Genomic DNA, 25,562 nt, shown 5'->3' on the forward strand with positions numbered 1-25,562 from the left:
GAGCTCCTTTCAAAGAAGGGGAGGGGGCCCCCCCGCCACGCGCGCTGCCGTCTGCAGGCTGTCATGAGCCTGTCGGTGCGGAGCGCCTGCTCAATCATCAGCGCGGACCGGAAGATGATCCGCTATCAGTCCAGCCGCCCGCTGGATGCGGAGCTGCGCGGCCGGTTGCGCGATCTCGCCACCGGGCGGCGGCGGTCGTTCGGCTACCGCCGGGTGTTCGTCCTCTTACGACGGGAAGCAGAGCCATGGGGGATCAGCCGGATCTACCGGCATTATCGGGAAGAAGCACTCGCGTCCGCAAGCGGTGAGCTCGCCGCAAGGCCGTGGGGACCCGGCCCCGATTCTGGTGCAGGCCAGGCCCAATGCACGCTGGTCGCTGGACTTCGTTCATGACCAGTTCGGCATGGACGGCACTTCCGCATTCTCAACATCGTCGATGACGTGACCAAAAAGTGCCGGGGGGCTGTTCCGGATACGTCGGTCTCGGGCCAGCGCGTCGCCCGCGAGCTGACGTTCGTCGAGCGACGGGGCAAGCTACGGATGATCGTGTCCGACCATGGCACCGAGTTTCACCTCCAATGCCATGCTGCCTGGTGCAAAGGACACAATCATCGACTGGTACTTCATTGCGCCCAAAAAGCCGATGCAGAACGGCTTCATCGAAAGCTCCAACGGCTCGATGCGTGACGAACTCCTGAACAAGACCCCGTTTTCGATCTTGACGACACCCGCGCCAAGATCGTCCGCTGGGTCGCTGACTACGATATCCGGCGCCCTCACTCGTCGCTAAATACCTCACCCAGCGGCCTATGCCGTCCAACTCACCGCAAGGACGACCGGTTACGCAAACCCGACCAGCTCCGCCGATCGTCCGCTGCTACACACGCGCCGCTCAGCGTACAAAACCCTGAGCCTCTAACCGCTGCCGGATGAGTGGCAGGTCATGCCGATTATACAAGGATTGATCTGTCCAGGATCAACTTATCGCCCCGCCGCTCGGGGTACTGCGATGCGTCTCGTTTGGATGCCGAGCCACGAGATGCTTGCGGATTTCCAGGCTGTTATGGCTCAAGCCGAAGGTAAGAACTGCTGAATCGCGCGCTGTTGGCATGTGATCACCAAACAGTTGCGGGGAGACTTGATATGAATGGGCTGCTTCATCAGGTCTGACAGCTGTTTAACTGCATCGATGATCATCACTGGTCGACTCCCGGCGGACCTCCTGATGTGAGGCGGCCTAATGGGCACGTCACCTACGACTCGCTGGAGAGTTTGATTGATTGTCTCACTAGCGACGCGCCGATCAGACGAGTGACTCCTCGCCTTCCGTATTTGAAAGGAACAATCAGGCGTTGGTACGACAGCTGAACTTTGTCGTTCAAATGGGGGCGAAGAATCTTGGCATCGACCTCATCTAGGCGAGGTTGGTGCGTTTCTAGGACGGACTCGTACATACGATGCACCCATCGCCCATATTCATAATCCGGTTGTTCATCAACCGGAATGCCGGGCGCATTCTCCCGCCAGGTCTTGCTGAAGATTTCGAAGCCGGCTCCGAGATCGATAATGGTGAGGCGACCAGCCACGGCCTCAATTGCGGCGAACCTGACCGCGGCTGGGGAGCACAACGCCTTCTTCAGAGCTGTCAGATCGGCGGTTCGGTCCGAACAGTCCCAGTAGGACAAAAGCATGGATAGTGGACCTTGGCAGCCTACCAAAGTCTCAATCGGCATCTGCCTGTATCGAATGTTTGTCGCCGCTCGCTGGCAAGGCTCGCCTAGCCGCTGATTTATATATGTGACCGCTTGCGAACGAGTTGAAAACAACTTGTCGGCGAGGTCTACCGAATTTGAAATGACCATTCGCTCCACCCCAAGGTCGCTGACAAGATTGATCGCCGCAGCAACGCTGACTGGGGTGGCAGTCTCAAACCGGATTCGTATCTGTGCCGACCCGGGGCGGAACAGAGCAACTGTCACGAAACCCATATTATTGATGAGATAACTCAGGAAATCGAATTCGGTCACTGGGTAGTGTAGAAAACATTTACGCAGAGCTGAAGAACATGCGTCCCAAGCGTGGCCGCGATCGTCCAGTACGATTGTCCGCATGAGGGCCTCACGGCAAATCTGAGTGCCATTGTTTGCGCCAACTATGCGACTACAAAACATCGCGCCCGCGCGCTTGCACAGTACCGCCGGCAGCTGGCAGCTGCGAAACAAGATGCCAATCCAATGCAAGCATCAACCTGCCGAAGTTGGTAGCCCAGAATGGGCCCGCACGACGGGACCTCATTGGCTGCGGGACATTCCTACCAGGGCTGGTCATTGATCGTCTGTAGCGGTCGTGTATCAACTCGTGAATGATGAAAACGGTCGGGAAATGGTCGTCTGATACTGAAATCAGTCGCCGAACAACCCGCAGAGAGTTCTTATGCATTTCCAGTCAATATCGCTCATCCCCGACACTCACGACGATCTGATTCTAATCCCCAGGGTCGAGGCGGAGATCGCGCGATATGGCATGAATGAGAGGCTGAGTCGCGCCTATACCGTCCCTTCGACGATCAGCCCGATCCAAGGCCGCTACCGGAGACCAGGATCATTACCGGCGCTGTTGCAGACATGTTTGACGCGCTGGTTGCGTCATTGAGCGATACCCGGCTGGAGCCCGACCTCGATGATCTCCTCTGGCCGACGGTCAACCTGTTCCATCGCGCCGTCGAACGCATCGAGCGCCAGCTCGACGTCAACGAACAGGCGCAGCAGAAGAGCCAGCGCGAGCAGAACGGCTCGGAAGTGCGCTCGGTCGAGCTTGAGCGCCTAACCGCCGAGGGCATCTCGCTGATCGAGCGCCGCAACTGTCTCGAACTCTTCCGCGACCAGGCGATCGAGCGCTTCGAAGTCCACACGGGGTCTGCTTGGCGCCCACGGTCGGGATCACTGGTCAGCCATCGCACGCTCACCGCGGCGATAATCGATTCCCGCGACTTCATCGCAGCCAAGCGCCGCTCGGAAACCGAGATCATGGTGCCGCCGGGTCCGAAGATCGCCCTGACCGGTGGGCTCGACTTCAACGACTATAGCCTCGTCTGGGATCGGCTCGACAAGGTGCACGCCAAGCATCCCGACATGGTTCTGCTGCACAGCGCTTCACCGAAAGGCGCCGAGCTGATCGGCTCCAAATGGGCAACCAGCAAGTGCCACAGATCGCATTCAAACCGGATTGGACCAAACACGCCAAGGCAGCGCCCTTCAAGCGCAATGACGCGATGCTCGAACTGCTGCCGATCGGCGTCCTGCATTTCCCCGGCACGGGCATTCAGGACAACCTTGCCGATAAGGCAAAGCGGCTTGGCATTCCGGTCTGGAAGTTTGGCGGCGCGTGAGCGCCGTCTTGCCGTCAACCGACGAGTGGCGAGGCCGCACCCGCCGTAACTCCGCCTCGTTTTGTTTATACGTCGGCGGCTGGGCTGCGGTGGTGGTGGAAGGCGCGAGCGCTCACACGCGTGCCTTGGAGCCACCACCATGCTCGCCCTCGGGCTTCTTCTCAATATTGCTGGTATCGGCCTATTTGCTGGCTGATCGTTGTGCTAGCGGTCTATGCGCTGCGCTTTTTGTTGCGATCAATATCGGATTGATGGCGTTCAACAGCGGTGCGGGCATTGTCGGCGCACTGCTCGTCGGCACAGTTTGCGCTGTGCTCACACTCGCAGCCGGCCAGCTGGCCATTACCCTTAGCCGCCACGTGGCCCTGCGACTTGCAATTGCGGCCGTGTTCGTCGTTCCCGCGGCCGTTGCCGGCTATCACGTGGTGTTCGCGCTCTCACAGATCGGAGCGCCGTCGCTGGCTTGGCGCGAGGTCTTCGCATGGCTGGGCGCGGTTTGCATCGGCTCGTCAACATTCACGCGCTTGACGCTCATCTCGAAGACCCGCCCGATCGAGCCGGAAAGGACGGGCGGAGAGCCGTCCCGCCCCGTTCTCACGGCCGCGGCAAACGAGGGATGAACTTTCCGCGCTTTTGTCGTCGAACAGGTCGCAGAATAAGCACCCTCGACGATGGATGATGCTCACCAGAGCAGAGGAGGCGGACGGTCCTCTCAGAAACCTTCGAACACGTGCTGGAGATTTCCGATCCGGCACACATAGCTGCCACGGCTGGACCCGCCGCACCGCTTGACCGCTTTGCCGGGACGATGCCGCCCATTCCCGCAGATTGTTTCTCTTCCTTCCCGAACCGTTCCGACCTCTTGTGCAGAGGAACCGAAATTCGCCAAGCTTCTCCCGGGTTTGAGGTTCAGCACGCGGACGCACGAGGCCTCTTTGATGGCTCGATCTGGCCGAAGACCGGCTGCGCCTCGATCGGCTGAGCCGCAACGCCGTTGCTGCGACTTTCTTCCCCTGGGCTCACGCCCATTCCTCGCGAGACAAGAAAGTCTCTTCAACGGCGTCCTCCGCTGCGCTTCAGCCCGCGAGCGGGTGCGTCGCCGATCGTCCTCGCCCTTGAGATCGCCATCGAGGCCGCGGTGGTCGCGGGCTCGAAACACAACGGAGAAGCAAGATGGCTAATATCGGAACTTTCAAGAAGGTCGGCAATGATTTCCAGGGCGAGATCGTCACGCTGAGCTTGCAGGCTAGGGGCGTCCGCATCGTCGCCGAGACCAACCGCTCCAACGAGAACGCGCCCAGCCACCGCATCTATGTGGGTCGGGCCGAGATCGGCGCAGCCTGGTCGAAGCGCTCCGAAGAGGGCCGCGACTACCTCTCGATCAAGCTTGACGATCCCTCCTTCAACGCGCCGATCTACGCGAGCCTGTTCGACGACGAAGGTGGCGAGGGCTACAACCTGCTCTGGTCCCGGCCGCGCAAGAACGGCGAGTGAGATCCTCCGCCAAGCCCCGCCCGGTTCGCCGGGCGGGGTAATATCTCCATCGGAGAAGCATCTCGCTAATACGCGACACTGCGGTCGCATCCGCCGGTTGTCCGCAACTGCGGGCGTCAAGCTATCCCCGAGCAAAACCCTCGATCGTGCGGCGGACACGCACTTTGCCGGGACCAACGTGGTAGTCTTTTATCACAGCGCCTTCCAGAGCTTGCTCGGCCATGGTGGAGCGGTTGCGCTGGCGCAGGTAGTCGTGCCAGGTGTGGAAGTGATAGCGCTCGATCCACGCTTCTGGGTCTGCCATGTTTTGTGCGATCGACCAACCGTAGGCGCCATTGCGCTGCCTGACGAGCCGAAGCTCTTGCATGGCCTCCCGAAAGTCCGGAGCGTTTTTCTGCTCCACCCGATATTCGATCTCGATCACCACAGGTCCGTCGCGCCCCCTGACCGGCAACCGCACCTGCGGATCTTCGAGGAGGCTTCCCTCTTCGGCACCCTCACCAACAGAAGGCATCCGCAATCGTAGGCCGACCAGAGGAGATGCCAGCATCAGCGAGGCTGCGACAAGCAGCGCTGTTTCAACGCCGGCGATGTCGGTGAGATGTCCCCACCCCCAGCTGCCTATGGCAAGACCGCCGGATGCGGCGGCCTGGTACGCCGCCAGAGACCTCGCGGCAACCCAGCGGGGTGCAGAAAGCTGTACGCCGATGTTCAAGAGCGTCCAAGACAACGTCCACCCTGTACCAGCCAGAACCAATCCGAACGCAGCCATCAACGGATTGTGGCTTAGTGCCAGAGTTGCAATACCCGCTGCCATGGACAGCGTGCAGCATCTCATGGCGGCTTCGCTACTTAAGCGCTCGCGCACCAGCGAGATATTGATCGCTCCCAAAATGGCTCCCAGGCCAAAGGCGCCCAGCATCACGCCGTAAGTTGGCGCGCCACCGAGAAGGCGATCACGTACGACCACTGGCAACAGCGCCAGGATAGCTCCGCTGACCAACCCGAATATGATCGTTCGGACCAACACGATCATAATAGGTGGCGAGTTCGTGATGTACCGGACGCCCAACAGGATGGCATGGCCGAGCCGTTCCGGTGGGAGACGCGACCGCTCACTTGCGCGCTTCCATAGATAGAGCGCGGCGATAAGTGGCACGAACGAGATCGTGTTGAATGTGAACGCGGCTACGGTCCCGGCGGAGGCCACAATGATACCCCCGACTGCCGGACCTACGCTCCGCGCGATGTTGTAGCTGATGCCATTCAACGCAACTGCGGCGGGCAGGGCTTGTGGAGGCACTTGCTCGCCCACTGCCGCCTGCCACGCGGGTCCCAACATCGCGGTGCCACAGCCTGCTGCAAAGCAGAGACCAAGCAAGAGGTCCGGCGTAAGCAATCCCAGCAAAGCGAGTACCGCCAGCGTAGCGCTGGCGGTCAGTGCAATACCGAGTGAAATCAATGCCACGATGCGCCGGTCATGCAGGTCAGCAATTGCGCCGGCCGGAATCGCAATGAGCATCACCGGCAATCCGAGAGCGGTTTGGACCAGCGCGACCTTGTCCGCTGACGATGACATTTCGGTCATAGCCCAGGCCACCCCGACTCCCTGTACCAAACTACCGAGATTTGACACCAGGCTGGCGGTCCAGATGCGGCGGAACGTGCGGTGCCGCAGAGGGGCGGTAATGCGATCGGCCTTGGCAGAGTGGAGGCGAGCTTCAAGGTCAGGCGAGGTTGGCTCAGCTTCCTCGGTCGTCGACCGCTCTTTCGGCTTGCCCGGAGCCAGGACAGGGCCGTTCAATGAGCGAAGCGAATTATCTGGACACACGAAGGTCTGCCTTTCGGCGGACCTTTTCGCGGTCCTACCGATCCCTTAGAATCACACATTATACCCATGCCCGCCGAAGAATTGCAGTGACGAAGTCCTACTTCGCGCCGGATTGCCGCACCGAGAACAAATGCCCGTGAGGCGGGATAAAACATATCTGACATGTGCAGTGGCTCGACGATGAGCTGAGGGCCGCGATATCTGGTTCTCGGCGTCCGGGGGCCGTACTGATCAGTTCTCGCAGATGTCCTGCGGTACGTGCACGCAGCACTGGCCTGGGTCATCACCTGAATGGCCTTAATCTGCAACGGTGAGGCAGCGTTCACATGGATGACGCTGCTAGGATAGACGTACTCGACTGGACGGCCGAGGCGGTGAACTACCGACTCACCCAGTTATTGCGGCCGCGATGCGCAAAGCCGGACCGTTAGGACGTTCCTCATCGTCATACAGATTTCTAAGATTGGTAGCCGACGAGGCATGATGTCGTGTGAGCAGCTTAACGGCTTGCCTATGAAGTGCTACGAACAAGCAGCACCGATTATCACGTCTCGCCCCACATAGCTCCGGCGCCGGGACGAAGCGCACCGCTTGACCGGCTTTGCGGGGACGATGCCGCCCATTCCCGCAGATTGTTTCTCTTCCTTCCCGAACCGTTCCGACCTCTTGTGCAGAGGAACCGAAATTCGCCAAGCTTCTCCCCGGGTTTGAGGTTCAGCACGCGGACGCACGAGGCCTCTTTGATGGCTCGATCTGGCCGAAGACCGGCTGCGCCTCGATCGGCTGAGCCGCAACGCCGTTGCTGCGACTTTCTTCCCCTGGGCTCACGCCCATTCCTCGCGAGACAAGAAAGTCTCTTCAACGGCGTCCTCCGCTGCGCTTCAGCCCGCGAGCGGGTGCGTCGCCGATCGTCCTCGCCCTTGAGATCGCCATCGAGGCCGCGGTGGTCGCGGGCTCGAAACACAACGGAGAAGCAAGATGGCTAATATCGGAACTTTCAAGAAGGTCGGCAATGATTTCCAGGGCGAGATCGTCACGCTGAGCTTGCAGGCTAGGGGCGTCCGCATCGTCGCCGAGACCAACCGCTCCAACGAGAACGCGCCCAGCCACCGCATCTATGTGGGTCGGGCCGAGATCGGCGCAGCCTGGTCGAAGCGCTCCGAAGAGGGCCGCGACTACCTCTCGATCAAGCTTGACGATCCCTCCTTCAACGCGCCGATCTACGCGAGCCTGTTCGACGACGAAGGTGGCGAGGGCTACAACCTGCTCTGGTCCCGGCCGCGCAAGAACGGCGAGTGAGATCCTCCGCCAAGCCCCGCCCGGTTCGCCGGGCGGGCTTTCCGCACATCGGCGCGAATTCCATGGGCTCGGAATGCGAATCTTAATTTTGCGATGGATTCAGCACTAGCCACAGGTCGGCGCCACTGAGATCGGCAAACCCCTTCGCACCGGCCTGTTACGATCAGGGCCATCTCGCTCCAAAGACGGCCCACGCGTTACACAAGCGACGTAGGCGTATATCCCGCGATTGTCGAAACAGAGGGTGTTATTTCTTCTTGCGGTCAAGTCGGGTCGATTTGCGCCCTTTAGGCAATGTTTTATGGATCGTAGCGCCCTTTGGTAATGGAAGGAATAACTCGTTGAGTTGGACACCGAGGGTGTCAGCCAACCGGTCAAGCAAATCAATCGTAGGATTTTTCAACTTCCGCTCAAGACCACTCATATACGAACGATCTATTCCCGCGTCATAAGCCAATTGCTCCTGCGGAATACCGCGATCGACGCGTATCCGGCGTATATTCCAGGCTACGAGTGCGCGAGCTTTCATTTGCGCAGGCAGCCATTTGGTGGCCCATTAAACCACTGGATATGGCCCGACTATTTAAGTAGGCTCTCGATAGAGAGACCGTTCAGCACGCCATCACCAGAACATCCCGTGTCTCCCAAGGAGGTTGCTGGCGCAGCTGAAACGGTAAGACTTTTGTAGGCCGTTGGAGCCGTCGACGTGCGAACAGTGCTGTCCGAACCATCGTCGCACCTGTGGGAAGCGTCCTACCCTCACTTGGGGCAGGTGCTTTGGCTTTTTCGGAAACAGTTACTTCCGCTTGGCCAGTTTTCCTTCGTTTCGCGCCTCCTCGTCCGGCGCGATGAGATCAACCGGAGTGACGCCCAACGCACTGGCGAGCTGGAACAGGCTTACGACGGTTGGATTGCGGCGGCCGCGTTCCAAGTCGCTGATGTATTGTTGAGTAAAGCCGGACAGGTCGGCGAACTTCTCCTGCGTAAAGCGCTTTTGCTTCCGCAGCTTTGCGAAATTCCGGCCGACCAACTTGCGCATGTCCATTCGCGCAAGTTGCGTCTTACATACTATGAGGTTTATCTCCTATAGTATGTATCTGCACCGACCCCGGAATACGACTAAAATGAGACCGCTCGTCAATCGCGCGTCCAGGAACCTTGCAATTATTCGATGTTTGTTGTCAGCCCATGACCAAGTTCAACTTAAATCCCGAAGTGGCCGATGCCCCTCCCGCTGGGGACGCCATGACCTCCTACGACGAACAGCATGTCGTAACCTACATGCGCCTTCTGCAGGCGGAGAGCGAGGGGGCCGATTGGTCCGAGGTCGCTCGGATCGTGTTGCACATCGACTCCGATCGCGAGCCGGAGCGTGCGCGTACTGCATACCAGACACATGTTCAGCGCGCGAAGTGGTTGACCGAACAGGGACGTCTGTTGCGCGGACCTAGATCAACCTAGAATAGTTTTCTAGACGGCTTTGGTTCTGACGACACCTTTTTCTCGGCACTCGGGCGTGGTGACTCACGTGCACCACGTGGTGACAAGCTGGCATCTTTTCCCAAAGGCCTGTTCGCAGCTATTGCGCCGTCATCGTTGTTAGCTCTTTGCAATGAGGCGGATGTTATGGCCCAAGTCGATTGGCGCTCCCCGGACTCCTACGACTACCTGAATAATGCTGACCCCACTGATATCGCTTGGGAGTTCGTGCGTCGCAATCCTGAATACCAACGTGACTACCAGGCTGTGATCGCCAAGAGCCCGACGGGTGAAGTCACCGAGGAATTCAGGAGGAAGTGGGGCATCTGCTTTCGCCCATGACCCGCAGCGGTCCTTTGATCAACAGACAATCTTTTGGGCGCCCGAGGCGCTGCCGGATGTCGTCCCGGTTGCGGTAACGACGTCAGGCGCTGACCCGAGTGCGCCAGATCTACCTCTATTCAACGTCTCGACGGCCGAAATGCGTCGCGCCGCTGATGGGTGGCACGCCGTGCTGCGCATCGGGACCGTGAACCACCGTGTCTGGTTGAAGGATGAACCTTCCATTGGTCATCGCTATGCCGCCAAACTTCCCTTCGATGAGAACTTGCCGCCGCGAGCGCATGCAGCTCGCAGATTGTGGCGCGCGCTCAACGGACGCGCGGCAGGCCCCGCTTTCCACGAACTTTCCAAACAGCGCCGGGATCGCCTAAGGCAAGTCGCGCGTGCGCTCGACGCACGTCATGCCGGTAGCAGCTATCGTGTGATCGCGTTGGCACTGCTTGGAAAGAAAAGCGTCCCAAAGCAAGCCTGGAAGACCCACGATTCCCGTAGCCTCATCATCCGTCTGGTACACGACGGCTTCTCCTTGATGCGGGGCGGCTATTGCAGGCTTCTGCGCTCCGGGCGCAGGAACAAATAGCCTCATCGCGGGGGTGTCGAAACATGCACCCCCGATCTTCGGCATCCCCCTCCGAAGCCCTGCTTCTCCAAGATGACCACACCCACGCCGGCGCCCTCATGGGTGGTGCGCCGCCATCTTGGAGCTCTCAAATGCCCGATCCGACCGCCGGACTTCCTCCGCGTTTCCTGCGCACTCCCGAGGCTGCACGCTACCTCGGCCTGTCTGGCCGCACGCTGGAAAAACATCGCACTTACGGTACGGGGCCGACCTACCGGAAGATCGGCGGCCGCGTCGTCTACGCCTTGGACGACCTGAAAGCGTGGGCCGATCTCGGCGCCAAAACGTCCACTTCTGACCCTGGCAAAGACACGGTGCTGCCGGCCAAAAAGCATTCGCAACTACGTCGTTATGCCGGCCAGGAACACCGCTGATGGTCGCTCTGAAGGCAATCATCATGCGACGCATTCAGCAAGCCGACCGCCATCAGCTTGAGCTTTTCCGCGCCCTGCCGGGAGATCTTGCTCCACGCGATGCGCAGGATCTGATGGCTTATCCATTCTTTTCGCTGGCTAAGACCAAAAGGATCGTGCCCATCGATTTCTGCGCCGGAACAACCTCAATCCGCGTCGAAGCTGTCCCGGAGCACGGCATGGCAACGATCTGGGACGCCGACGTCCTGATTTGGGCTGCCTCCCAGATCGTCGAAGCTCGCGATGCCGGTCTGAAAACATCACGCCTGATAGCCGCAACGCCATATGAGATTCTGACGTTCGTCGGCCGCGGCACCAGCGCACGCGACTACGACCGGCTGAAGGCAGGTCTTGACAGACTTCAGTCAACGACCGTGCTGACCTCGATCCGTCAACCCGCAGAACGGCGGCGGCACCGCTTCTCCTGGATTAACGAGTGGAAGGAAGCCGCTGATGCATATGGCAGACCATTTGGGATCGAACTGATCCTGCCAGATTGGTTCTATGCCGGCGTGATCGATGACGCTCTCGTTCTGACGATCGACCGCGCCTATTTCGACCTGACAGGTGGCCTTGAGCGCTGGCTTTACCGGCTGGTGCGCAAGCACGGCGGCCGGCAGCGCGGCGGCTGGAGCTTCGACCTTGCCCATCTTCATGCCAAGTCCGGCAGCCTCTCGCCGCTCAAGCATTTTGCCTACGACGTTCGACAGATTGTCCAGCGGCAGACATTGCCGGGCTATCGGCTCGTCCTCACGCGCGATCCAAACGGCCGCGAGCGGCTGAACTTCGCCTCGATCCCAAACCTTCCCGTTACGGCGCGCCTGTCGGCGCGTCGTTCGGGACCAATTTCAGGGGACAACCTGTGAATCAGCTCGTGCTATCGGGGACCGCAACCCTCGTGCCATCAGGGACCAGATCATCGTGCTATCGGGGACCGAAAGCGAACCTAAAGGCTTGTGAACGCGCGCTTTCCTGGCCCCCTAACTTTACTAACCAGAAATCCTTCGGATTTCTTCTAACGGAACTCGCTGTTGCCCACATTGTGGAAGAGCGGCAGTGGCACGGACGGTCGAGCTGCCTTCAGGTTCAAATCCCGCAATCGTCCGTCCTCATCACTAGCCGTTGGCTTTTCGAGCTTCCGGGAGAGACAGCATGAGCGATCTCACCGAGGTGGAAGTGCTGTGGCTGGAGAAGCGGATCGAGAACCGGGTTCGATTTGGCCGCAATGTCGAGGAACGGAAGCTCGATCGCCATCGTCGCGTCCTGGCATTTGCTCCAGGCAGCATCTTTGCGTTCGTTCGTTGGACGTCGAATGATTTCGGGACGGTGATTTCGCGCATTGATATCCTGCGTGCCGTCGCCGCGGGTCAGCGCTGCTCGACCGTGCCCTATGTGAAGCCAGGAGGCGACATTCTGCTTCGCCTTTCTGGCTGGCCGAAGGTCGAGCGCGTGCTGCAGATGATCGATGCCGTCGAGGCACTTGGTATCGATCCGGCTGATGTCGCCCCAGATCATTGGCAGCATGTCCACAACCGTCTTTCCGTCAATGAAAGCCCACGTCCCTACACGAAAGCTCGCCATCAGGCCTGGCTTCGCCGGCGGAGGATCATCCGATGAGAGGGCGGATGATGACGCTGCTTGCGATGTGCGGGGCTGCCGCAGCGATCGCCGTAACCATCGTGGAAGGGCGAACGCCGGCCTTCATCTGGAATGCATCGCCGAGCGTGCCCATCGGCCTTTACCGCCTGCGTTCCGCAGAGACTTTGTATGTCACGGAGCTGGTTGCGGTTCAGCCGCCTGAACCGCTGGCGAGCTTCCTCGACCTGAAGGGCTATTTGCCGCTCGGCCTTCCTATGCTCAAACGTATCCTCGCGCTCCCCGGGCAGACGGTTTGCAGAACAGGCCTCGCCATCTCGGTGGACAACATTGCTATGGGTGAGGCGCGTGAGCGTGACGGCCGCGGCCGTCCGCTGCCAGACTGGCAGGGCTGCCGCGTCGTCGGGCCGGCCGAGCTCTTTCTCATGAACTGGCAATCGGATGAGTCCTTCGACGGCCGGTATTTTGGCTTTCTTCCAGCCGCAGCCGTGATCGGCCGTGCGGACCCGGTGTGGACCTCGGAGGAGTGATGAGGTGTGTTCGTCATATTCATTTCACCATGCGCTTGTTCGATGGACCGCAAGGCCCTTTCTCCATTCCGGCTCCTCCATGCAAAGGCGATGTTAGGGAGGAACACCTCCCGCTGCTGAATGGCGCGCACAAAGGCTTTCTCCATCGGGAAGAGGCGCGCAGGAGGACGTACCTGGCACAGTTTGGCGCGCGCCTGTTCGCTGCACCCTTCCTGTTGCTCGTGCTCGCGCTTTGCAGTGCTTCGGTCGCCGAGGAGACAGCAACAGGGGCGGAGCACGAAGGGGCCCAGCCATTCGAAACCTTCATCATCGAAGCTTCACAGCGTTTTTCCATTCCAGTCTCCTGGATTGTCGAGGTGATGGCTGTCGAAAGCACTGGAGACGTTCGTGCCAGATCGCCCAAAGGCGCCATGGGGCTGATGCAGCTCATGCCCGACACCTGGGCCGAATTGCGCCGCCGGCACGCCCTCGGCAGCGATCCGTTCGACCCCCGTGACAACATCCTGGCAGGAACGGCGTATCTGCGTGAAATGCTCGACCGCTTCGGACCGAACGGCGTATTTGCTGCCTATCACGCAGGACCGCTGCGCTATCAGGAGCATCTTGCCGGGCGTCCATTGCCTGTCGAAACCCAAGCCTATGTGAAGAGGCTTGGGTCCGTGCTGGACGTCGATCAGCAACCGACCTGGAAGGCTGGCGTCACGTCATCAGCATCGTCGCTGCTCATTCCGCAGTCAACTCATAAGCCAACTGACATGCCGAGAACGGACGACCGGTCGATAAGGATTGTGCCTTCGGCAGACATCATGAACGCTATCTCCTCGCGAGATATTCTGCGGATCGTTCCAAGCTCGACTGGTCTATTCGTGGCGCGGACCGATTCTCGCACCATGCAATGATCAGAAGCGCGGTTGCGGAGCGGAACACATGTCAGCGAGCGATCGGCGAGAAGTGAGAGGGGCGGAGGTGAACGACCGTAAGCGTCCGGCATCTGCATACGGCATATGGGCGATGCCTTCGGCCCGCGCTCTACTCGTCGCTTCGCTCCTCACCGAGCCACCCTATGGGTGTCTCGGCCCTTCGGGTAACGATCGCTATCGCAAGCGCTCGCAAACAGTGTGCGCTTCGCAAACTAACTGCCACGTCGCGGCTGTTTTTTTCCCAATGAATCGGCCACCAGCCGACGTGTTTCTGCAGGCGCTGTTGGAGGATCCACCACAATGAATCCCAACTGCTCTTTGCCGTAAATCTCCCTCCTTTGCAGGCGAAAAGGCAGGAGATTTGTCTGCTGATCCGTGGACCAGCAGACGAAATGTTCGTCAACTAGAGGAAGGAAGAGCGAGTAACAAAGAACGACGGGCTAGGGCAAGATAAAAGCGGCTCGCCCGTCGAACGCCAAGCCATTGCCATGGCTTGGGTTCTGGCGTGCCGATCGGTCGTGGCGCGTGCCGCGCTTTGAACATTCACAAGCAAATTCAATGCATCTTTCGGTACTGACTAAGATTTACGAGGAAAGAACGACCGTGAATACCAAGGACAGCGAACTTCACATCCGGCCCGGCCGCATCCGCAGCACGCGCGCGCCCAAGGCCAAGAGCTTCTTCAATCAGGTACTGCAAGCGGCGCAGAAGGCGGGCCACACCTCCGCCTCCTCGATGAGCCGCGGAGGACGCGTCGGGCGCTCGACGTTCGGCCGCGGCCGGCTCCAGTTTGCCCGCAACCGTCTGTTTAGCGCTGCGCGCCGCGTGACCGTGAAGGCGCGGGTCGCGCGGCATAAGGGATTGGCATTCGGCTCGGCATCACTCGCGGCGCATATCTCGTACCTCCGGCGCGATGGCGTGACCCGCAGCGGCGAGAGAGCCTCGCTGTTTGACGCCGAACGCGAAGAGGTTGATGGCAGCGCCTTCGCCGAGCGTTGCAAGGGCGATCGGCATCATTTTCGATTCATCATCGCACCCGAGGACGGGGGCGAGATGAGCGATCTGAAAGCGTTCACGCGCGATCTCGCCAGGCAGATGAAGGCGGACCTCGGCACACGGCTCGACTGGGTCGCCGTCGATCACTGGAACACGGACAATCCACACATTCACCTGCTTGTTCGCGGGGTCAGCGACAACGTTGAGGACCTCGTGATCTCCCGCGACTATATCAGCCAGGGACTACGCTCTCGCGCGGAAGAGCTGGCATCCATCGAGCTCGGGCCCAAAGCCGAGCACGAGATCCGCAGGGCTCTCGAACGCGAAGTCTTCGCCGAAAGATGGACACGGCTCGACCGCGAGATCCGTCTGGCTGCCGACGAGACCGGCTATCTCGACCTGCGGCCCGATCGGGAAGGGATATCTGACCCCGAAATCCGCCGCCTTATGATCGGGCGCCTTCAGCATCTGCAAAAGATGGGCCTTGCCTCATCGGCGGTACCCGGTGAGTGGATGGTGGGTTTGGACGCAGAACCCCATCTCAGAGACCTTGCAATTCGGGGCGATATCATCAAGACCATGCATCAAGCGATGACAGAGCGGGGACAGGAACGAAGTCTCTCGGAATTCGCCGTTACGGGGGAAAGAACGACCGCACCGATTATCGGGCGATTATTGGCAACCGGGCTACACGACGAGCTCACCGGCGAAGCCTATGCGCTCATTGATGCGACCGACGGACGGCTCCATCACGTCCGCTTTCGTGGTCTTGAGGCATTCGAACAGGCGCCCCCCATTGGCGGCATTGTCGAAGTCAGGCAGTTCGGTGGGATGGACGAGCAGCGGCCGACGCGCGTGCTCGCCAATCGCTCGGATTTCGATCTTCCCGCGCAAATAGGTGCGCCGGGAGCAACCTGGCTCGACCACCGACTGGTCGAGCGCGATTCGATGCCGCTCGCCTTGGGCGGCTTCGGGCGGGAGGCTCGGCAAGCGATGCAGGCGCGAGCCGAACATCTTGCAGAAGCAGGGCTCGCACACCGAGCGGGAGGGCGCATCATCCTGCAACGCGATCTCCTCAATACGCTGCGGCGCCGGGAGCTAGAGGCGGCCGGTGCCGAAATCGCGGCCGAGACCGGCTTGCCTCACGCGCAAGCCGCAGTCGGTGAGCAGGTCGCAGGAACATACCGAAAGAGCCTGTCCCTCACGTCGGGCCGCTTTGCATTGATCGACAATGGGCTTGGCTTTCAACTCGTCCCCTGGACGCGCGAACTGGAAAAACGCCTCGGCCAGCATGTGACGGGAAGCGTTAGGGATGGCGGTGGGATCGAGTGGAGTTTCGGCCGCAAGCGCGACCTCGGTCTTTGATTTCCTTGGCCAGAGCGTCATTCAGCGAAGGAGAGCCTTGTCGATGTCCGGAACCAAGATCTTGTGGGGGCAGCTCGTGGCTGTCGGCGCGATCGTCCTGCTCACGATCTGGAGCGCGACGGAGTGGACGGCCTGGCGCTTGGCCTTCCAACCCGAGCTCGGTCTGCCCTGGTTCAAGATGTATGGATTTGCGGTCTATTACCCGCCCGAGTTCTTCTGGTGGTGGTTCGTGTTCGACGCCTATGCACCTGACGTATTCACCGAGGGCGCCTACATCGCCGCCTCTGGAAGCTTTCTCTCCATCGCCGTGGCCATCGCCATGTCTGTCTGGCGCGCCCGGGAGGCCAAGGACGTTGCCACCTATGGCTCGGCCCGATGGGCCAAGCTTGAGGAGGTGAGGGCGGGAGGTTTGCTGAGCGCGGACGGGGTTGTGCTTGGCCGACTGGAGAAGAACGACCTGCGTCACGATGGGCCCGAGCACGTCCTCTGCTTTGCTCCAACGAGGTCCGGCAAGGGCGTCGGGCTCGTCGTCCCCTCGCTGCTGACATGGCCGCACTCGGCCATCGTGCACGACATCAAGGGTGAGAACTGGCAGCTCACAGCCGGGTTTCGGTCGAAGCACGGCCGTGTGCTGCTGTTCGATCCGACCAATGCCAGATCATCAGCCTATAATCCGCTTCTGGAGGTCCGGCGCGGGGAGTGGGAGGTCAGGGACGTCCAGAACGTCGCAGATGTGCTCGTAGACCCCGAGGGCTCGCTCGACAAGCGGAACCATTGGGAGAAAACCAGTCATTCCCTGCTCGTCGGGGCAATCCTTCACGTCCTCTATGCCGAGCCCAATAAGACGCTCGCCGGCGTCGCCGCTTTTCTATCGGATCCCAAGCGGCCGATCGAAACGACGCTGAACGCGATGATGACGACAGCACACCTCAAGGACCAGGGGCCGCATCCGGTCGTCGCCTCTACGGCAAGAGAGCTGCTGAACAAATCCGAGAATGAACGCTCGGGTGTGCTTTCGACAGCGATGTCCTTCCTCGGACTTTATCGGGATCCCGTCGTCGCCGAAGTGACAAGCCGCTGCGATTGGCGGATCGCCGACCTTATCGCAGACAACTGCCCCACCACGCTCTACCTGGTCGTGCCGCCCTCGGATATTTCGCGAACCAAGCCACTAGTCCGCTTGATCCTCAACCAAATCGGGCGGCGGATCACCGAGGACCTTCAGGATAAGGATCGCCGTCACCGCGTGTTGCTGATGCTGGATGAATTTCCAGCTTTGGGACGACTTGATTTTTTCGAGTCGGCACTGGCTTTCATGGCCGGCTACGGCATCAAGGCGTTCCTCATTGCCCAGTCGCTCAACCAGATCGAGAAGGCCTACGGCCCGAATAACGCGATCCTAGACAACTGTCATGTCCGGGTAAGCTTTGCGACCAATGATGAGCGCACCGCAAGGCGCGTCTCCGATGCGCTAGGCACGGCAACCGAAATACGCTCCATGAAGAACTACGCCGGCCATCGGCTCAACCCATGGCTCGGCCATCTCATGGTCTCTCGCCAAGATACCGCGCGGCCGCTTCTGACCCCGGGAGAGGTCATGCAGCTGCCGCCGTCAGAGGAGATCGTGATGGTGGCAGGCACTCCTCCAATCCGTGCGAGAAAAGTGCGCTACTACGAGGATGAGCGATTTGCCGAGCGCGTACTTCCCCCGCCAGATCCCGTCAAGATCCGAAGGTCTTCTCGCGCCGACAGCTGGTCAGGGCTGAAGGCCGCTATTCCCGATAAGACGCCCGCGGACATTGGCGGTGGCGACGCTGACACGGCCAATGGCGGACTGCGGCGAGAGCCCGAGCTTCCGGATCACCTCGCCATCGTTAAGGAAACGACGGAGGTCGCGCCGGCCGAGGAATTCGCCGTGCTGGAAGACGACGAAGATGCCGCGCGCCAGTCGCGCCTGCTGCGGCAGAAGATGCGCGGCGTTGCGCGGAAAGCCGCACTCGACCCGAATGATGGCATTGAATTGTGAGAAGATCATGCGCAACCGCATGAACGTCTACTTCCCTCCAGAGCTGTTGGCACAGATCACGGAACTTGCCGATCGAAAAAACATCTCACGCTCTGCAATCGTCGAGGCGGCAGTCAGCTCGTTCCTGTCCCCAGATGGCTCGGACCGGCGGGAAGCCGCCTTTTCGCGTCGTCTCGACAGGATATCGCGCCAAATGCAACGCCTCGAACGCGACCTCGGACTTACCGCTGAAACTCTGGCTCTGTTCGTGCGGTTCTGGTTGACAGTCACGCCCCCGCTTCCCTCCGACGCCCAGGCTGCCGCCCAAGCCAAGGGGCGTGAGCGCTTCGAGGGTTTTGTCGAGACGCTCGGCCGTCGCCTGCAAAAGGGGCAGAGTTTTCTGCGCGAGATTCCCGAAGATATCGTTCGGCAGCCGGCGGACGGAGACAGCAACTGACATCGGTTGTTGAGGCTTTGCGCCAATGTTTCTCTTTCTACGCTAGCCTACGATCCGACGAGCCACGTTGTTGCGTCATCTTCCATCGTGGTTTTTCTAATCGTCCCCATCTGAGGCGCTCGTGGGGGGCGCTCTCAAGCGAATGGGGCTCTCGTGATAATCCAGTCGGCTCAAGCGGAGGCGATCTCGCGCGGCGCGCGCATGCTGCGCAGCGCGCTCGGGCCTGCGGTCGCGCGCTATCTCGAAGACGATGCCGTCATCGAAGTGATGCTCAATCCCGATGGGCGGCTCTGGATCGACCGCCTGTCCGGCGGTTTGGAGGATACCGGCCAGCAGCTGTCACCTGCGGACGGGGAGCGCATCATTCGGCTGGTCGCGCATCATGTCGGTGCAGAGGTCCATGGAGCTGCTCCCCGGATCTCGGCCGAGCTGCCGGAAACCGGAGAGCGGTTCGAGGGATTGTTGCCGCCGGTCGTGGCTCGGCCGACCTTTGCGATCCGAAAGCCAGCGGTCGCTGTCTTTACGCTCGACGATTACGTCGCCGCCGGGATCATGCGCGCCGGTCAAGCCGCGATGCTGCGGGACGCCGTTGCCGGGCGACAGAACATCCTCGTCGCGGGCGGCACGTCGACAGGCAAGACCACGCTGACCAATGCGCTGCTGGTGGAGGTTGCCAAGACCTCCGACCGGGTCGTTCTGATCGAAGATACCAGGGAGCTGCAATGCCTGGCAGCAAACCTCGTGTCTCTGCGAACCAAGGACGGCGTGGTCTCGCTGTCTGACCTCGTGCGCTCTTCACTTCGGCTGCGGCCGGATCGAATTCCAATCGGTGAGGTCCGAGGCGCGGAGGCGCTCGATCTCCTCAAGGCCTGGGGCACGGGGCATCCCGGCGGCATCGGCACGATCCACGCAGGTTCTGCGCTCGGGGCGCTACGTCGCCTGGAGCAGCTCATCCAGGAGGCGGTCGTCACCGTCCCGCGCGCGCTCATTGCCGAGACCATCAATGTCATCGCCGTCCTTTCGGGGCGCGGCGCCGATCGCCGCCTTGCCGAGCTCGCCCGCGTCGAGGGCATCAGTGCGGGCGGCGACTACAGTCTTTCACCAGCAGGAGATCTCAAGTGAACCATCGCCTCCAGACTTCGCAAGCTTTCACCCTGGCCTTGATTGCCATGACCACGACCGCTACCCCCGTCATGGCCGCCGGCTCCAACATGCCCTGGGAGCAGCCGCTCAACCAGATTCTGCAATCGGTCGAGGGGCCTGTCGCCAAGATCATCGCGGTCATCATCATCGTGGTCACAGGCTTGACGCTGGCCTTCGGCGATTCGTCCGGCGGCTTTCGCCGGCTGATCCAGATCGTCTTCGGCCTGTCGATTGCCTTTGCGGCTTCGAGTTTCTTCCTGTCGTTCTTCTCGTTTGGCGGCGGCGTGGTGATCTGATGCAGGAGGGCGTCGCAGGCTTCCTCGTGCCGGTGCATCGCGCATTGACCGAACCGATCCTGATGGGCGGAGCGCCGAGAGCTGTTGCGATCGTCAATGGCACGCTCGCAGCGGCACTTGGATTGGGATTGCGCCTGTGGATCGCGGGCCTGCTGCTCTGGGCGCTCGGCCACGCCGCAGCTGTATGGGCCGCAAAGCGCGATCCCGCTTTCGTCGAGGTCGTACACCGCCACCTGCGAATTCCCGCTCATTTCGATCTTTAGGAACCTTTCCCATGTTGAATCTTGCCGAATATCGCAAGTCGAACACCCGCCTTGCGGACTTCCTTCCCTGGGCCGCGTTGGTCGATGAGGGCATTGTCCTGAACAAGGATGGCTCGTTCCAACGCACGGCCAAATTTCGCGGGCCCGATCTCGACAGCGCGGTACCGGCGGAGCTCGTCGCAGTCGCCGGCCGGCTCAACAATGCGCTGCGCCGCCTTGGCTCGGGCTGGGCGGTCTTCGTCGAAGCCCAGCGTCACTCCGCGGGAGCATACCCGCCGAGCATGTTCCCGGACGTCGCCTCCGCGCTCGTTGACGCCGAGCGCAAGGCCCAGTTCGAGGAGGAGGGCGTCCACTACGAGTCGAGCTACTATCTTACGCTCCTTTATCTTCCGCCGCCGGAAGATGCCGCAAGGGCCGAGCGGCTTCTCTATGAGGGCTGCGCTCGCAACGAAGATGCCGATGCGCGGCAGGTGCTGGCTGGCTTCGTTGATCGGACGGCGCGCCTCCTGCAGTTGATCGAAGGCTTCATGCCCGAATGCCGCTGGCTCGATGACAGCGAAACACTGACCTATCTTCACGCGACGATCTCGACAAAGCGCCATCGTGTCCGCGTCCCGGAGATCCCGATGTACCTGGACGCTCTGCTGGCGGATCAGCCGCTCTCGGGAGGGCTGGAGCCGATGCTGGGAGCGGCGCATTTGCGGGTGCTCACGATCGTCGGCTTCCCGACCGCCACGACCCCTGGGATTCTTGATGACCTCAATCGGCTTGCCTTCTCCTATCGCTGGTCGAGCCGAGCCATCATGCTCGACAAGCTAGAAGCCACAAGGCTGCTAACCCGAATTCGCCGGCAGTGGTTCGCCAAGCGGAAGTCTATTGCCGCGATCCTGAAGGAGGTGATGACGAACGAAGCATCCTCGCTGCTGGATACCGATGCGCACAACAAGGCGATGGACGCGGACGCCGCGCTCCAGGAACTTGGATCCGACGAGATCGGAGAGGCCTTTGTCACCGCCACTGTCATCGTTTGGGATCTGAATGCAAGGGCGGCCGACGAAAAGCTACGCCAAGTGGAAAAGGTCATTCAGGGTCGCGATTTCACCTGCATGGTCGAGACGGTCAATGCCGTCGAGGCGTGGCTCGGCAGCCTCCCCGGCCATGTCTACGCCAATGTTCGGCAGCCTCCGATCTCCACCTTGAATCTCGCGCACATGATTCCTCTCTCTGCCGTCTGGGCAGGCGAGGCGAGGGACCAGCACTTCAACGCGCCGCCGCTGCTCTTTGGCAAGACGGAAGGCTCGACGCCATTCCGCTTCTCCCTTCACGTTGGCGACGTCGGGCATACTCTTGTTGTGGGACCGACCGGCGCCGGCAAATCGGTTCTGCTCGCGTTGATGGCCCTTCAGTTCCGCCGCTATCCCGGCTCGCAGGTGTTCGCGTTCGATTTTGGCGGCTCGATCCGGGCGGCCGCGATCGCCATGGGCGGCGATTGGCACGACCTTGGTGGCGCGTTGTCGGCCGATGATGGCGCACCGATCGCATTGCAGCCGCTGGCCTGGATCGACAATCCCGCCGAACGGGCCTGGGCGACTGACTGGGTGGCCGCTCTTCTTACACGAGAGAAGGTCGATCTTTCTCCAGAAGGCAAGGACCATCTGTGGTCGGCCCTGACCTCGCTTGCCTCGGCACCGGTACCCGAGCGGACGCTAACCGGGCTTTCTGTCCTTCTGCAGTCGAACGTCCTCAAGCGCGCTCTCCAGCCCTATTGTCTGGGTGGGCCCTATGGGCGGCTGCTGGATGCAGAATTCGAGCGGCTTGGGGAAGCCTCAGTCCAGGCATTTGAGACCGAAGGACTGATCGGAACGGGGGCTGCGCCGGCCGTACTCGCTTATCTTTTTCACCGGATCGGTGACCGGCTCGACGGCAGGCCTACATTGATCATCGTCGACGAGGGGTGGCTAGCGCTCGATGATGCCGATTTCGCAGGACAGTTGCGGGAGTGGCTGAAGACGCTCCGAAAAAAGAACGCCTCGGTGGTGTTTGCCACCCAGTCCCTTTCCGACATCGACGGCTCGGCAATCGCCCCCGCAATCATCGAGAGCTGCCCGACGCGGCTGCTCTTGCCAAACGAGCGCGCGATCGAGCCGCAGATCACAGCCATCTATCGCCGGTTCGGGCTCAATGATCGCCAAATCGAACTCCTGAGCAGGGCAACGCCGAAGCGCGACTATTATTGCCAGTCTCGCCGAGGCAACCGCATGTTCGAGCTTGGCCTCGGCGAGGTCGCACTCGCCTTTACAGCCGCATCAGCCAAGTCCGATCAACTCGCAATCGAGCACCTGGTCGCCGAGCACGGCGCCGAGGGGTTTCTAGCGGTCTGGCTTGAGCACCGCGGAGCAAGCTGGGCTATCGACCTCATCCCGAATCTGAAAAATCTGGAGTCATCACGATGAGCCTTCGACGCTTGCGTTTCGCCATCACGATCCTTGTTGCATCGGCTTTTTCTAGCGGCACAGCGCGTGCCCAGTGGATTGTGTTCGATCCCAACAATTACGTTCAGAACGTGTTGACCGCCGCTCGCGAGCTGCAGCAGATCAGCAACCAGATCACCTCGCTGCAAAACGAAGCGCAGATGCTGATCAACCAGGCAAAAAACCTGGCGAGCCTGCCCTATTCTTCGCTTCTGCAGCTTCAGACCTCCATCCAGCGCACCCAGCAGCTCCTTGGTCAGGCGCAGCACATCGCCTACGACGTCCAACAGATCGACCACGCCTTTGCCACAAGCTATGCGCCGGCAACAAGCAGCCAGTCCGATGCCGCGCTGTTTGCGGGAGCGCAGGCGCGCTGGCAGAACTCCGTCGGAGCGCTTCAGGACGCTCTTCGCCTCCAAGCCGGCGTTGTGGGCAACCTCGACACCAATCGCATTCAGCTGTCCGCCCTGGTGAGCTCGAGCCAGAGCGCCAGCGGCGCGCTCCAGGCAACCCAGGCCGGTAATCAGCTCCTCGCTCTTCAGGCCCAACAGCTCGCCGATCTCACCGCGACCGTCGCGGCCCACGGCCGGGCACAGGCTCTCGAAGCAGCCCAACGCGCAGCGGCCCAAGACCAGGGCCGCGAACAGCTGCAGCGCTTTCTGACTCCTGGGCCCGGCTATCAATCCTCCAACGTACAGATGTTTCACTGATGAGGGATCCGAAAACTATCAAGGCGGTGTCGATCGCAATCACCGTCTTTGGCGGCATAGTGGCGATCATCGCATGCACGCTCACGCTGCAGAATCATGCGGGTGAGCTCGAACCCCAGCCGATGACCGCCCAAATACCGAGTGTGCACGAGGCTGACCTGATCCGTTGCCGTGCCGTGACATCCACGCAAACTGATGCCTATGAGACTTGCCGGAAGGTCTGGGCAGAAAGCCGCCGGAGCTTCCTTGGGCAGAAGACGGACTCGAAGGGTTCGTCAGTTGGCTCTTCGGCGGAAGAGGCTTTGGAAGCAAAGGATCAGAGCCGATTGCCTCAAGGCTATCTAGCCCGTCCTGCGGTAGGGGGCGACCAATGACCGGCACGGGCATCATCGACCAATTCCTGGAGACTTTTACACGCTACATCGACAGCGGCTTTGGTCTCGTGGGCGGGGAGGTCGGTTACCTCGCAACGACCCTCGCTGCGATCGACATCACGCTTGCAGCGTTGTTCTGGAGCTGGGGCGCGGACGACGACATCATCGCGCGGCTGGTCAAGAAGACGCTCTTCGTCGGGGTTTTTGCTTACCTGATCGGAAATTGGAACAGTCTCGCCCGTATCGTCTTCGAGAGCTTTGCGGGCCTTGGGCTGAAGGCCTCCGGCACCAGCTTGTCGGCCGGCGATTTCGTGCGGCCGGGCAAGATCGCGCAGGTGGGCCTCGATGCAGGCCGTCCGCTCCTGGACTCGATCTCCAGCCTGATTGGCTACATCAGCTTTTTCGAGAACTTCGTCCAGATCGTGGTTCTGTTGTTTGCCTGGGCAATCGTGCTTCTTGCCTTCTTCATTCTGGCCGTTCAGCTTTTCGTGACACTGATCGAGTTCAAACTCACTACATTGGCCGGATTTGTGCTGATTCCCTTCGGCCTGTTCGGCAAGACCGCCTTTGCGGCAGAGCGCGTCCTCGGCAACGTGGTCTCATCAGGCATCAAGGTGCTGGTGCTGGCTGTGATTGTCGGCATCGGCTCAACACTGTTTTCGCAATTTACGTCGGGCTTCAACGGCGCCCAACCGACCATCGAAGATGCCATGACATTGGTTCTTGCGGCGCTCTCGCTGTTGGCGTTGGGGATCTTCGGACCGAGCATCGCAAGCGGGCTGGTCTCCGGTGGGCCGCAACTCGGCGCAGGATCTGCGGTCGGTACAGCACTTGCCGCAGGCGGCGCCGCGGTGGCGACAGCCGGGCTTGCTGCAGGTGCGGCAGGGCTCGCCGGCGGAGCGCTCGTGGGCGCCGGCAGGATGGGCGCAAGCGCTGTCACGGGCACCGCAGCGGCATATCGCAGTGGCGGCCTCACGGGCGTCGCAAATGCGGCCGCCTCTGCAGCAGCAAGTCCACTTCGCAGGATGGCCTCGACGGTTGGCGGAGGCGGTCAATCGACGAGCACTTCAGCTCAGACCGCGAGCGGTAGCCCCACTTGGGCTCAGCGCATCAAGCAAGGTCAGGGCCTTGATCGGGGGGTATCGGCGGCAGTTCATGCAGTCAAATCCGGCGATCCCGGTGGCAGCGGCAGCTCGGTCGATCTCTCCCAGGAAGAGCGCCGATGAGAGGGATTTCCGAGAACGGCGCATGGCCGTCGAACTCCGCTCGGCCTGTTCCGATGATCAGCTGTTCTCGTGGGTCCTCTGCAGTGCGTCGGCTGGGTCGTCAATGCGTCATTCAAGCCTCTCGCATTCTGTCCTTGACGCTGACGCCAGCTCTGATCTGGCAAGCGATCCATGGCCAGATCCCGTCCGACACGTCGCTGCGCCAACGGCCCCTTCTTCTCGGTGTCGCGGGTGCGAAGGCAGGATTGGGCTCGGTTCTTTTGCCGCGCAATCCGGCGCAGCTCCCGGAAGTAAGGGGACTCAGTCGCAGCATTCGCCGCCGGCGGTGCAGAAGCTGCCACATCG

At 60.9% G+C, this 25,562-nt stretch carries 28 protein-coding genes and 2 pseudogenes; 25 read left to right on the top strand and 5 right to left on the bottom strand.

Translation table 11 applies throughout. The features are described from left to right. Nucleotides 1–63: 63 nt before the first annotated feature. The 3 genes and pseudogenes from X268_RS40970 to X268_RS40980 all read left to right on the top strand — a co-directional run bounded on the left by X268_RS40970 (nt 64) and on the right by X268_RS40980 (nt 933). On the top strand, nt 64–393 hold the full coding sequence (locus tag X268_RS40970; RefSeq protein WP_371746377.1) for a hypothetical protein: 330 nt from the start codon (nt 64–66) through the stop codon (nt 391–393). 48 nt (nt 394–441) lie between these two features. Next, entirely contained in the window at nt 442–687 is a 246-nt protein-coding gene (locus X268_RS40975) for a hypothetical protein (RefSeq protein WP_371746376.1), read from the top strand. Beyond that, nucleotides 644–933, top strand: a pseudogene (locus tag X268_RS40980) (integrase core domain-containing protein). Before X268_RS40975 ends, X268_RS40980 begins: the two are co-directional and overlap by 44 nt. A gap of 135 nt (nt 934–1,068) precedes the next feature. On the opposite strand, the gene X268_RS40635 reads toward X268_RS40980, so the two are convergent. Both X268_RS40635 and X268_RS36810 read right to left on the bottom strand, forming a co-directional pair. Further along, nucleotides 1,069–1,200: a hypothetical protein gene (locus X268_RS40635; RefSeq protein WP_256438973.1), complete on the bottom strand. Its 132-nt coding sequence runs from the start codon at nt 1,198–1,200 to the stop codon at nt 1,069–1,071. 53 nt (nt 1,201–1,253) lie between these two features. Beyond that, entirely contained in the window at nt 1,254–2,111 is an 858-nt protein-coding gene (locus X268_RS36810) for a hypothetical protein (protein ID WP_128929800.1), read from the bottom strand. Nucleotides 2,112–2,549: 438 nt separating this feature from the next. Between X268_RS36810 and X268_RS36815 the strand changes: the two are divergent. The 3 genes and pseudogenes from X268_RS36815 to X268_RS36830 all read left to right on the top strand — a co-directional run. Beyond that, nucleotides 2,550–3,388, top strand: a pseudogene (locus X268_RS36815) (DUF2493 domain-containing protein); the annotation flags it as partial. Further along, the gene (locus X268_RS36820; protein ID WP_313753974.1) at nt 3,385–4,008 is read left to right on the top strand and encodes a hypothetical protein; all 624 of its coding nucleotides are present in this window, start codon (nt 3,385–3,387) and stop codon (nt 4,006–4,008) included. The pseudogene X268_RS36815 and the gene X268_RS36820, both read left to right, overlap by 4 nt. A 553-nt stretch (nt 4,009–4,561) precedes the next feature. Then, entirely contained in the window at nt 4,562–4,882 is a 321-nt protein-coding gene (locus X268_RS36830; protein ID WP_128929802.1) for a DUF736 domain-containing protein, read from the top strand. 121 nt (nt 4,883–5,003) lie between these two features. Here the strand turns inward: X268_RS36830 and X268_RS36835 are convergent, their stop codons facing one another. Further along, complete coding sequence (locus X268_RS36835) at nt 5,004–6,572, bottom strand: MFS transporter (protein WP_232995657.1); 1,569 nt, start codon at nt 6,570–6,572, stop codon at nt 5,004–5,006. A gap of 1,119 nt (nt 6,573–7,691) precedes the next feature. On the opposite strand from X268_RS36835, the gene X268_RS36845 reads away from it, so the two are divergent. Beyond that, entirely contained in the window at nt 7,692–8,012 is a 321-nt protein-coding gene (locus X268_RS36845; protein ID WP_128929802.1) for a DUF736 domain-containing protein, read from the top strand. A 247-nt stretch (nt 8,013–8,259) separates the two neighbouring features. Here the strand turns inward: X268_RS36845 and X268_RS36850 are convergent, their stop codons facing one another. Together X268_RS36850 and X268_RS36855 are read right to left on the bottom strand one after the other, a co-directional pair. After that, a complete protein-coding gene (locus X268_RS36850; protein ID WP_128929804.1) occupies nt 8,260–8,541 on the bottom strand; it encodes a helix-turn-helix domain-containing protein in 282 nt (93 codons plus the stop codon). A 267-nt stretch (nt 8,542–8,808) separates the two neighbouring features. Further along, a complete protein-coding gene (locus tag X268_RS36855; RefSeq protein WP_128929805.1) occupies nt 8,809–9,057 on the bottom strand; it encodes a helix-turn-helix domain-containing protein in 249 nt (82 codons plus the stop codon). A 143-nt stretch (nt 9,058–9,200) separates the two neighbouring features. Between X268_RS36855 and X268_RS36860 the strand changes: the two genes are divergently transcribed. From X268_RS36860 to trbL, 18 genes are all read left to right on the top strand, one after another. Beyond that, complete coding sequence (locus tag X268_RS36860; RefSeq protein WP_128929806.1) at nt 9,201–9,473, top strand: DUF2285 domain-containing protein; 273 nt, start codon at nt 9,201–9,203, stop codon at nt 9,471–9,473. A 165-nt stretch (nt 9,474–9,638) separates the two neighbouring features. Next, the gene (locus tag X268_RS36865) at nt 9,639–9,833 is read left to right on the top strand and encodes a transcriptional regulator domain-containing protein (protein WP_128929807.1); all 195 of its coding nucleotides are present in this window, start codon (nt 9,639–9,641) and stop codon (nt 9,831–9,833) included. 139 nt (nt 9,834–9,972) lie between these two features. Further along, nucleotides 9,973–10,413, top strand: a complete 441-nt coding sequence (locus X268_RS36870) for a DUF2285 domain-containing protein (protein ID WP_188637459.1) — start codon at nt 9,973–9,975, stop codon at nt 10,411–10,413. A 131-nt stretch (nt 10,414–10,544) separates the two neighbouring features. Then, complete coding sequence (locus X268_RS36875) at nt 10,545–10,826, top strand: helix-turn-helix transcriptional regulator (RefSeq protein WP_128929809.1); 282 nt, start codon at nt 10,545–10,547, stop codon at nt 10,824–10,826. A 23-nt stretch (nt 10,827–10,849) separates the two neighbouring features. Continuing rightward, a complete protein-coding gene (locus tag X268_RS36880) occupies nt 10,850–11,731 on the top strand; it encodes a replication initiator protein A (protein ID WP_128930181.1) in 882 nt (293 codons plus the stop codon). Between the two features lie 286 nt (nt 11,732–12,017). After that, nucleotides 12,018–12,482 carry a DUF2840 domain-containing protein gene (locus X268_RS36885; protein ID WP_128929810.1) on the top strand — a complete coding sequence of 155 codons (465 nt, stop codon included), beginning with the start codon at nt 12,018–12,020 and terminating at the stop codon, nt 12,480–12,482. Further along, nucleotides 12,479–12,991, top strand: coding sequence for a S26 family signal peptidase (locus X268_RS36890; RefSeq protein ID WP_128929811.1), 513 nt, complete (start codon nt 12,479–12,481; stop codon nt 12,989–12,991). The genes X268_RS36885 and X268_RS36890 overlap by 4 nt, the downstream gene beginning before the upstream one ends. Continuing rightward, complete coding sequence (locus tag X268_RS36895) at nt 12,991–13,890, top strand: lytic transglycosylase domain-containing protein (protein ID WP_232995621.1); 900 nt, start codon at nt 12,991–12,993, stop codon at nt 13,888–13,890. The genes X268_RS36890 and X268_RS36895 overlap by 1 nt, the downstream gene beginning before the upstream one ends. Nucleotides 13,891–14,514: 624 nt before the next feature. Next, nucleotides 14,515–16,272, top strand: coding sequence for a relaxase/mobilization nuclease domain-containing protein (locus X268_RS36900; RefSeq protein ID WP_128929812.1), 1,758 nt, complete (start codon nt 14,515–14,517; stop codon nt 16,270–16,272). Between the two features lie 43 nt (nt 16,273–16,315). Continuing rightward, nucleotides 16,316–18,298 carry a conjugal transfer protein TraG gene (locus tag X268_RS36905; RefSeq protein WP_128929813.1) on the top strand — a complete coding sequence of 661 codons (1,983 nt, stop codon included), beginning with the start codon at nt 16,316–16,318 and terminating at the stop codon, nt 18,296–18,298. Nucleotides 18,299–18,305: 7 nt separating this feature from the next. Next, nucleotides 18,306–18,734, top strand: coding sequence for a ribbon-helix-helix domain-containing protein (locus X268_RS36910; RefSeq protein ID WP_128929814.1), 429 nt, complete (start codon nt 18,306–18,308; stop codon nt 18,732–18,734). 201 nt (nt 18,735–18,935) lie between these two features. After that, a complete protein-coding gene (gene trbB, locus X268_RS36915) occupies nt 18,936–19,856 on the top strand; it encodes a P-type conjugative transfer ATPase TrbB (protein ID WP_128930183.1) in 921 nt (306 codons plus the stop codon). 47 nt (nt 19,857–19,903) lie between these two features. Beyond that, a complete protein-coding gene (locus X268_RS36920) occupies nt 19,904–20,173 on the top strand; it encodes a TrbC/VirB2 family type IV secretion system protein (protein WP_232995658.1) in 270 nt (89 codons plus the stop codon). Further along, the gene (locus X268_RS36925) at nt 20,173–20,436 is read left to right on the top strand and encodes a VirB3 family type IV secretion system protein (protein WP_128929816.1); all 264 of its coding nucleotides are present in this window, start codon (nt 20,173–20,175) and stop codon (nt 20,434–20,436) included. The genes X268_RS36920 and X268_RS36925 overlap by 1 nt, the downstream gene beginning before the upstream one ends. A gap of 11 nt (nt 20,437–20,447) precedes the next feature. Further along, the gene (gene trbE, locus X268_RS36930) at nt 20,448–22,889 is read left to right on the top strand and encodes a conjugal transfer protein TrbE (RefSeq protein ID WP_128929817.1); all 2,442 of its coding nucleotides are present in this window, start codon (nt 20,448–20,450) and stop codon (nt 22,887–22,889) included. Continuing rightward, on the top strand, nt 22,886–23,617 hold the full coding sequence (gene trbJ, locus X268_RS36935) for a P-type conjugative transfer protein TrbJ (protein WP_128929818.1): 732 nt from the start codon (nt 22,886–22,888) through the stop codon (nt 23,615–23,617). Before trbE ends, trbJ begins: the two co-directional genes overlap by 4 nt. Continuing rightward, the gene (gene trbK-alt / locus X268_RS36940; RefSeq protein WP_128929819.1) at nt 23,617–23,991 is read left to right on the top strand and encodes a putative entry exclusion protein TrbK-alt; all 375 of its coding nucleotides are present in this window, start codon (nt 23,617–23,619) and stop codon (nt 23,989–23,991) included. The genes trbJ and trbK-alt overlap by 1 nt, the downstream gene beginning before the upstream one ends. Further along, entirely contained in the window at nt 23,988–25,217 is a 1,230-nt protein-coding gene (gene trbL, locus X268_RS36945) for a P-type conjugative transfer protein TrbL (protein ID WP_128929820.1), read from the top strand. Before trbK-alt ends, trbL begins: the two co-directional genes overlap by 4 nt. The last annotated feature ends 345 nt before the right edge of the window (nt 25,218–25,562 follow it).

The organism is Bradyrhizobium guangxiense (genome assembly GCF_004114915.1).
GTDB lineage: Bacteria > Pseudomonadota > Alphaproteobacteria > Rhizobiales > Xanthobacteraceae > Bradyrhizobium > Bradyrhizobium guangxiense.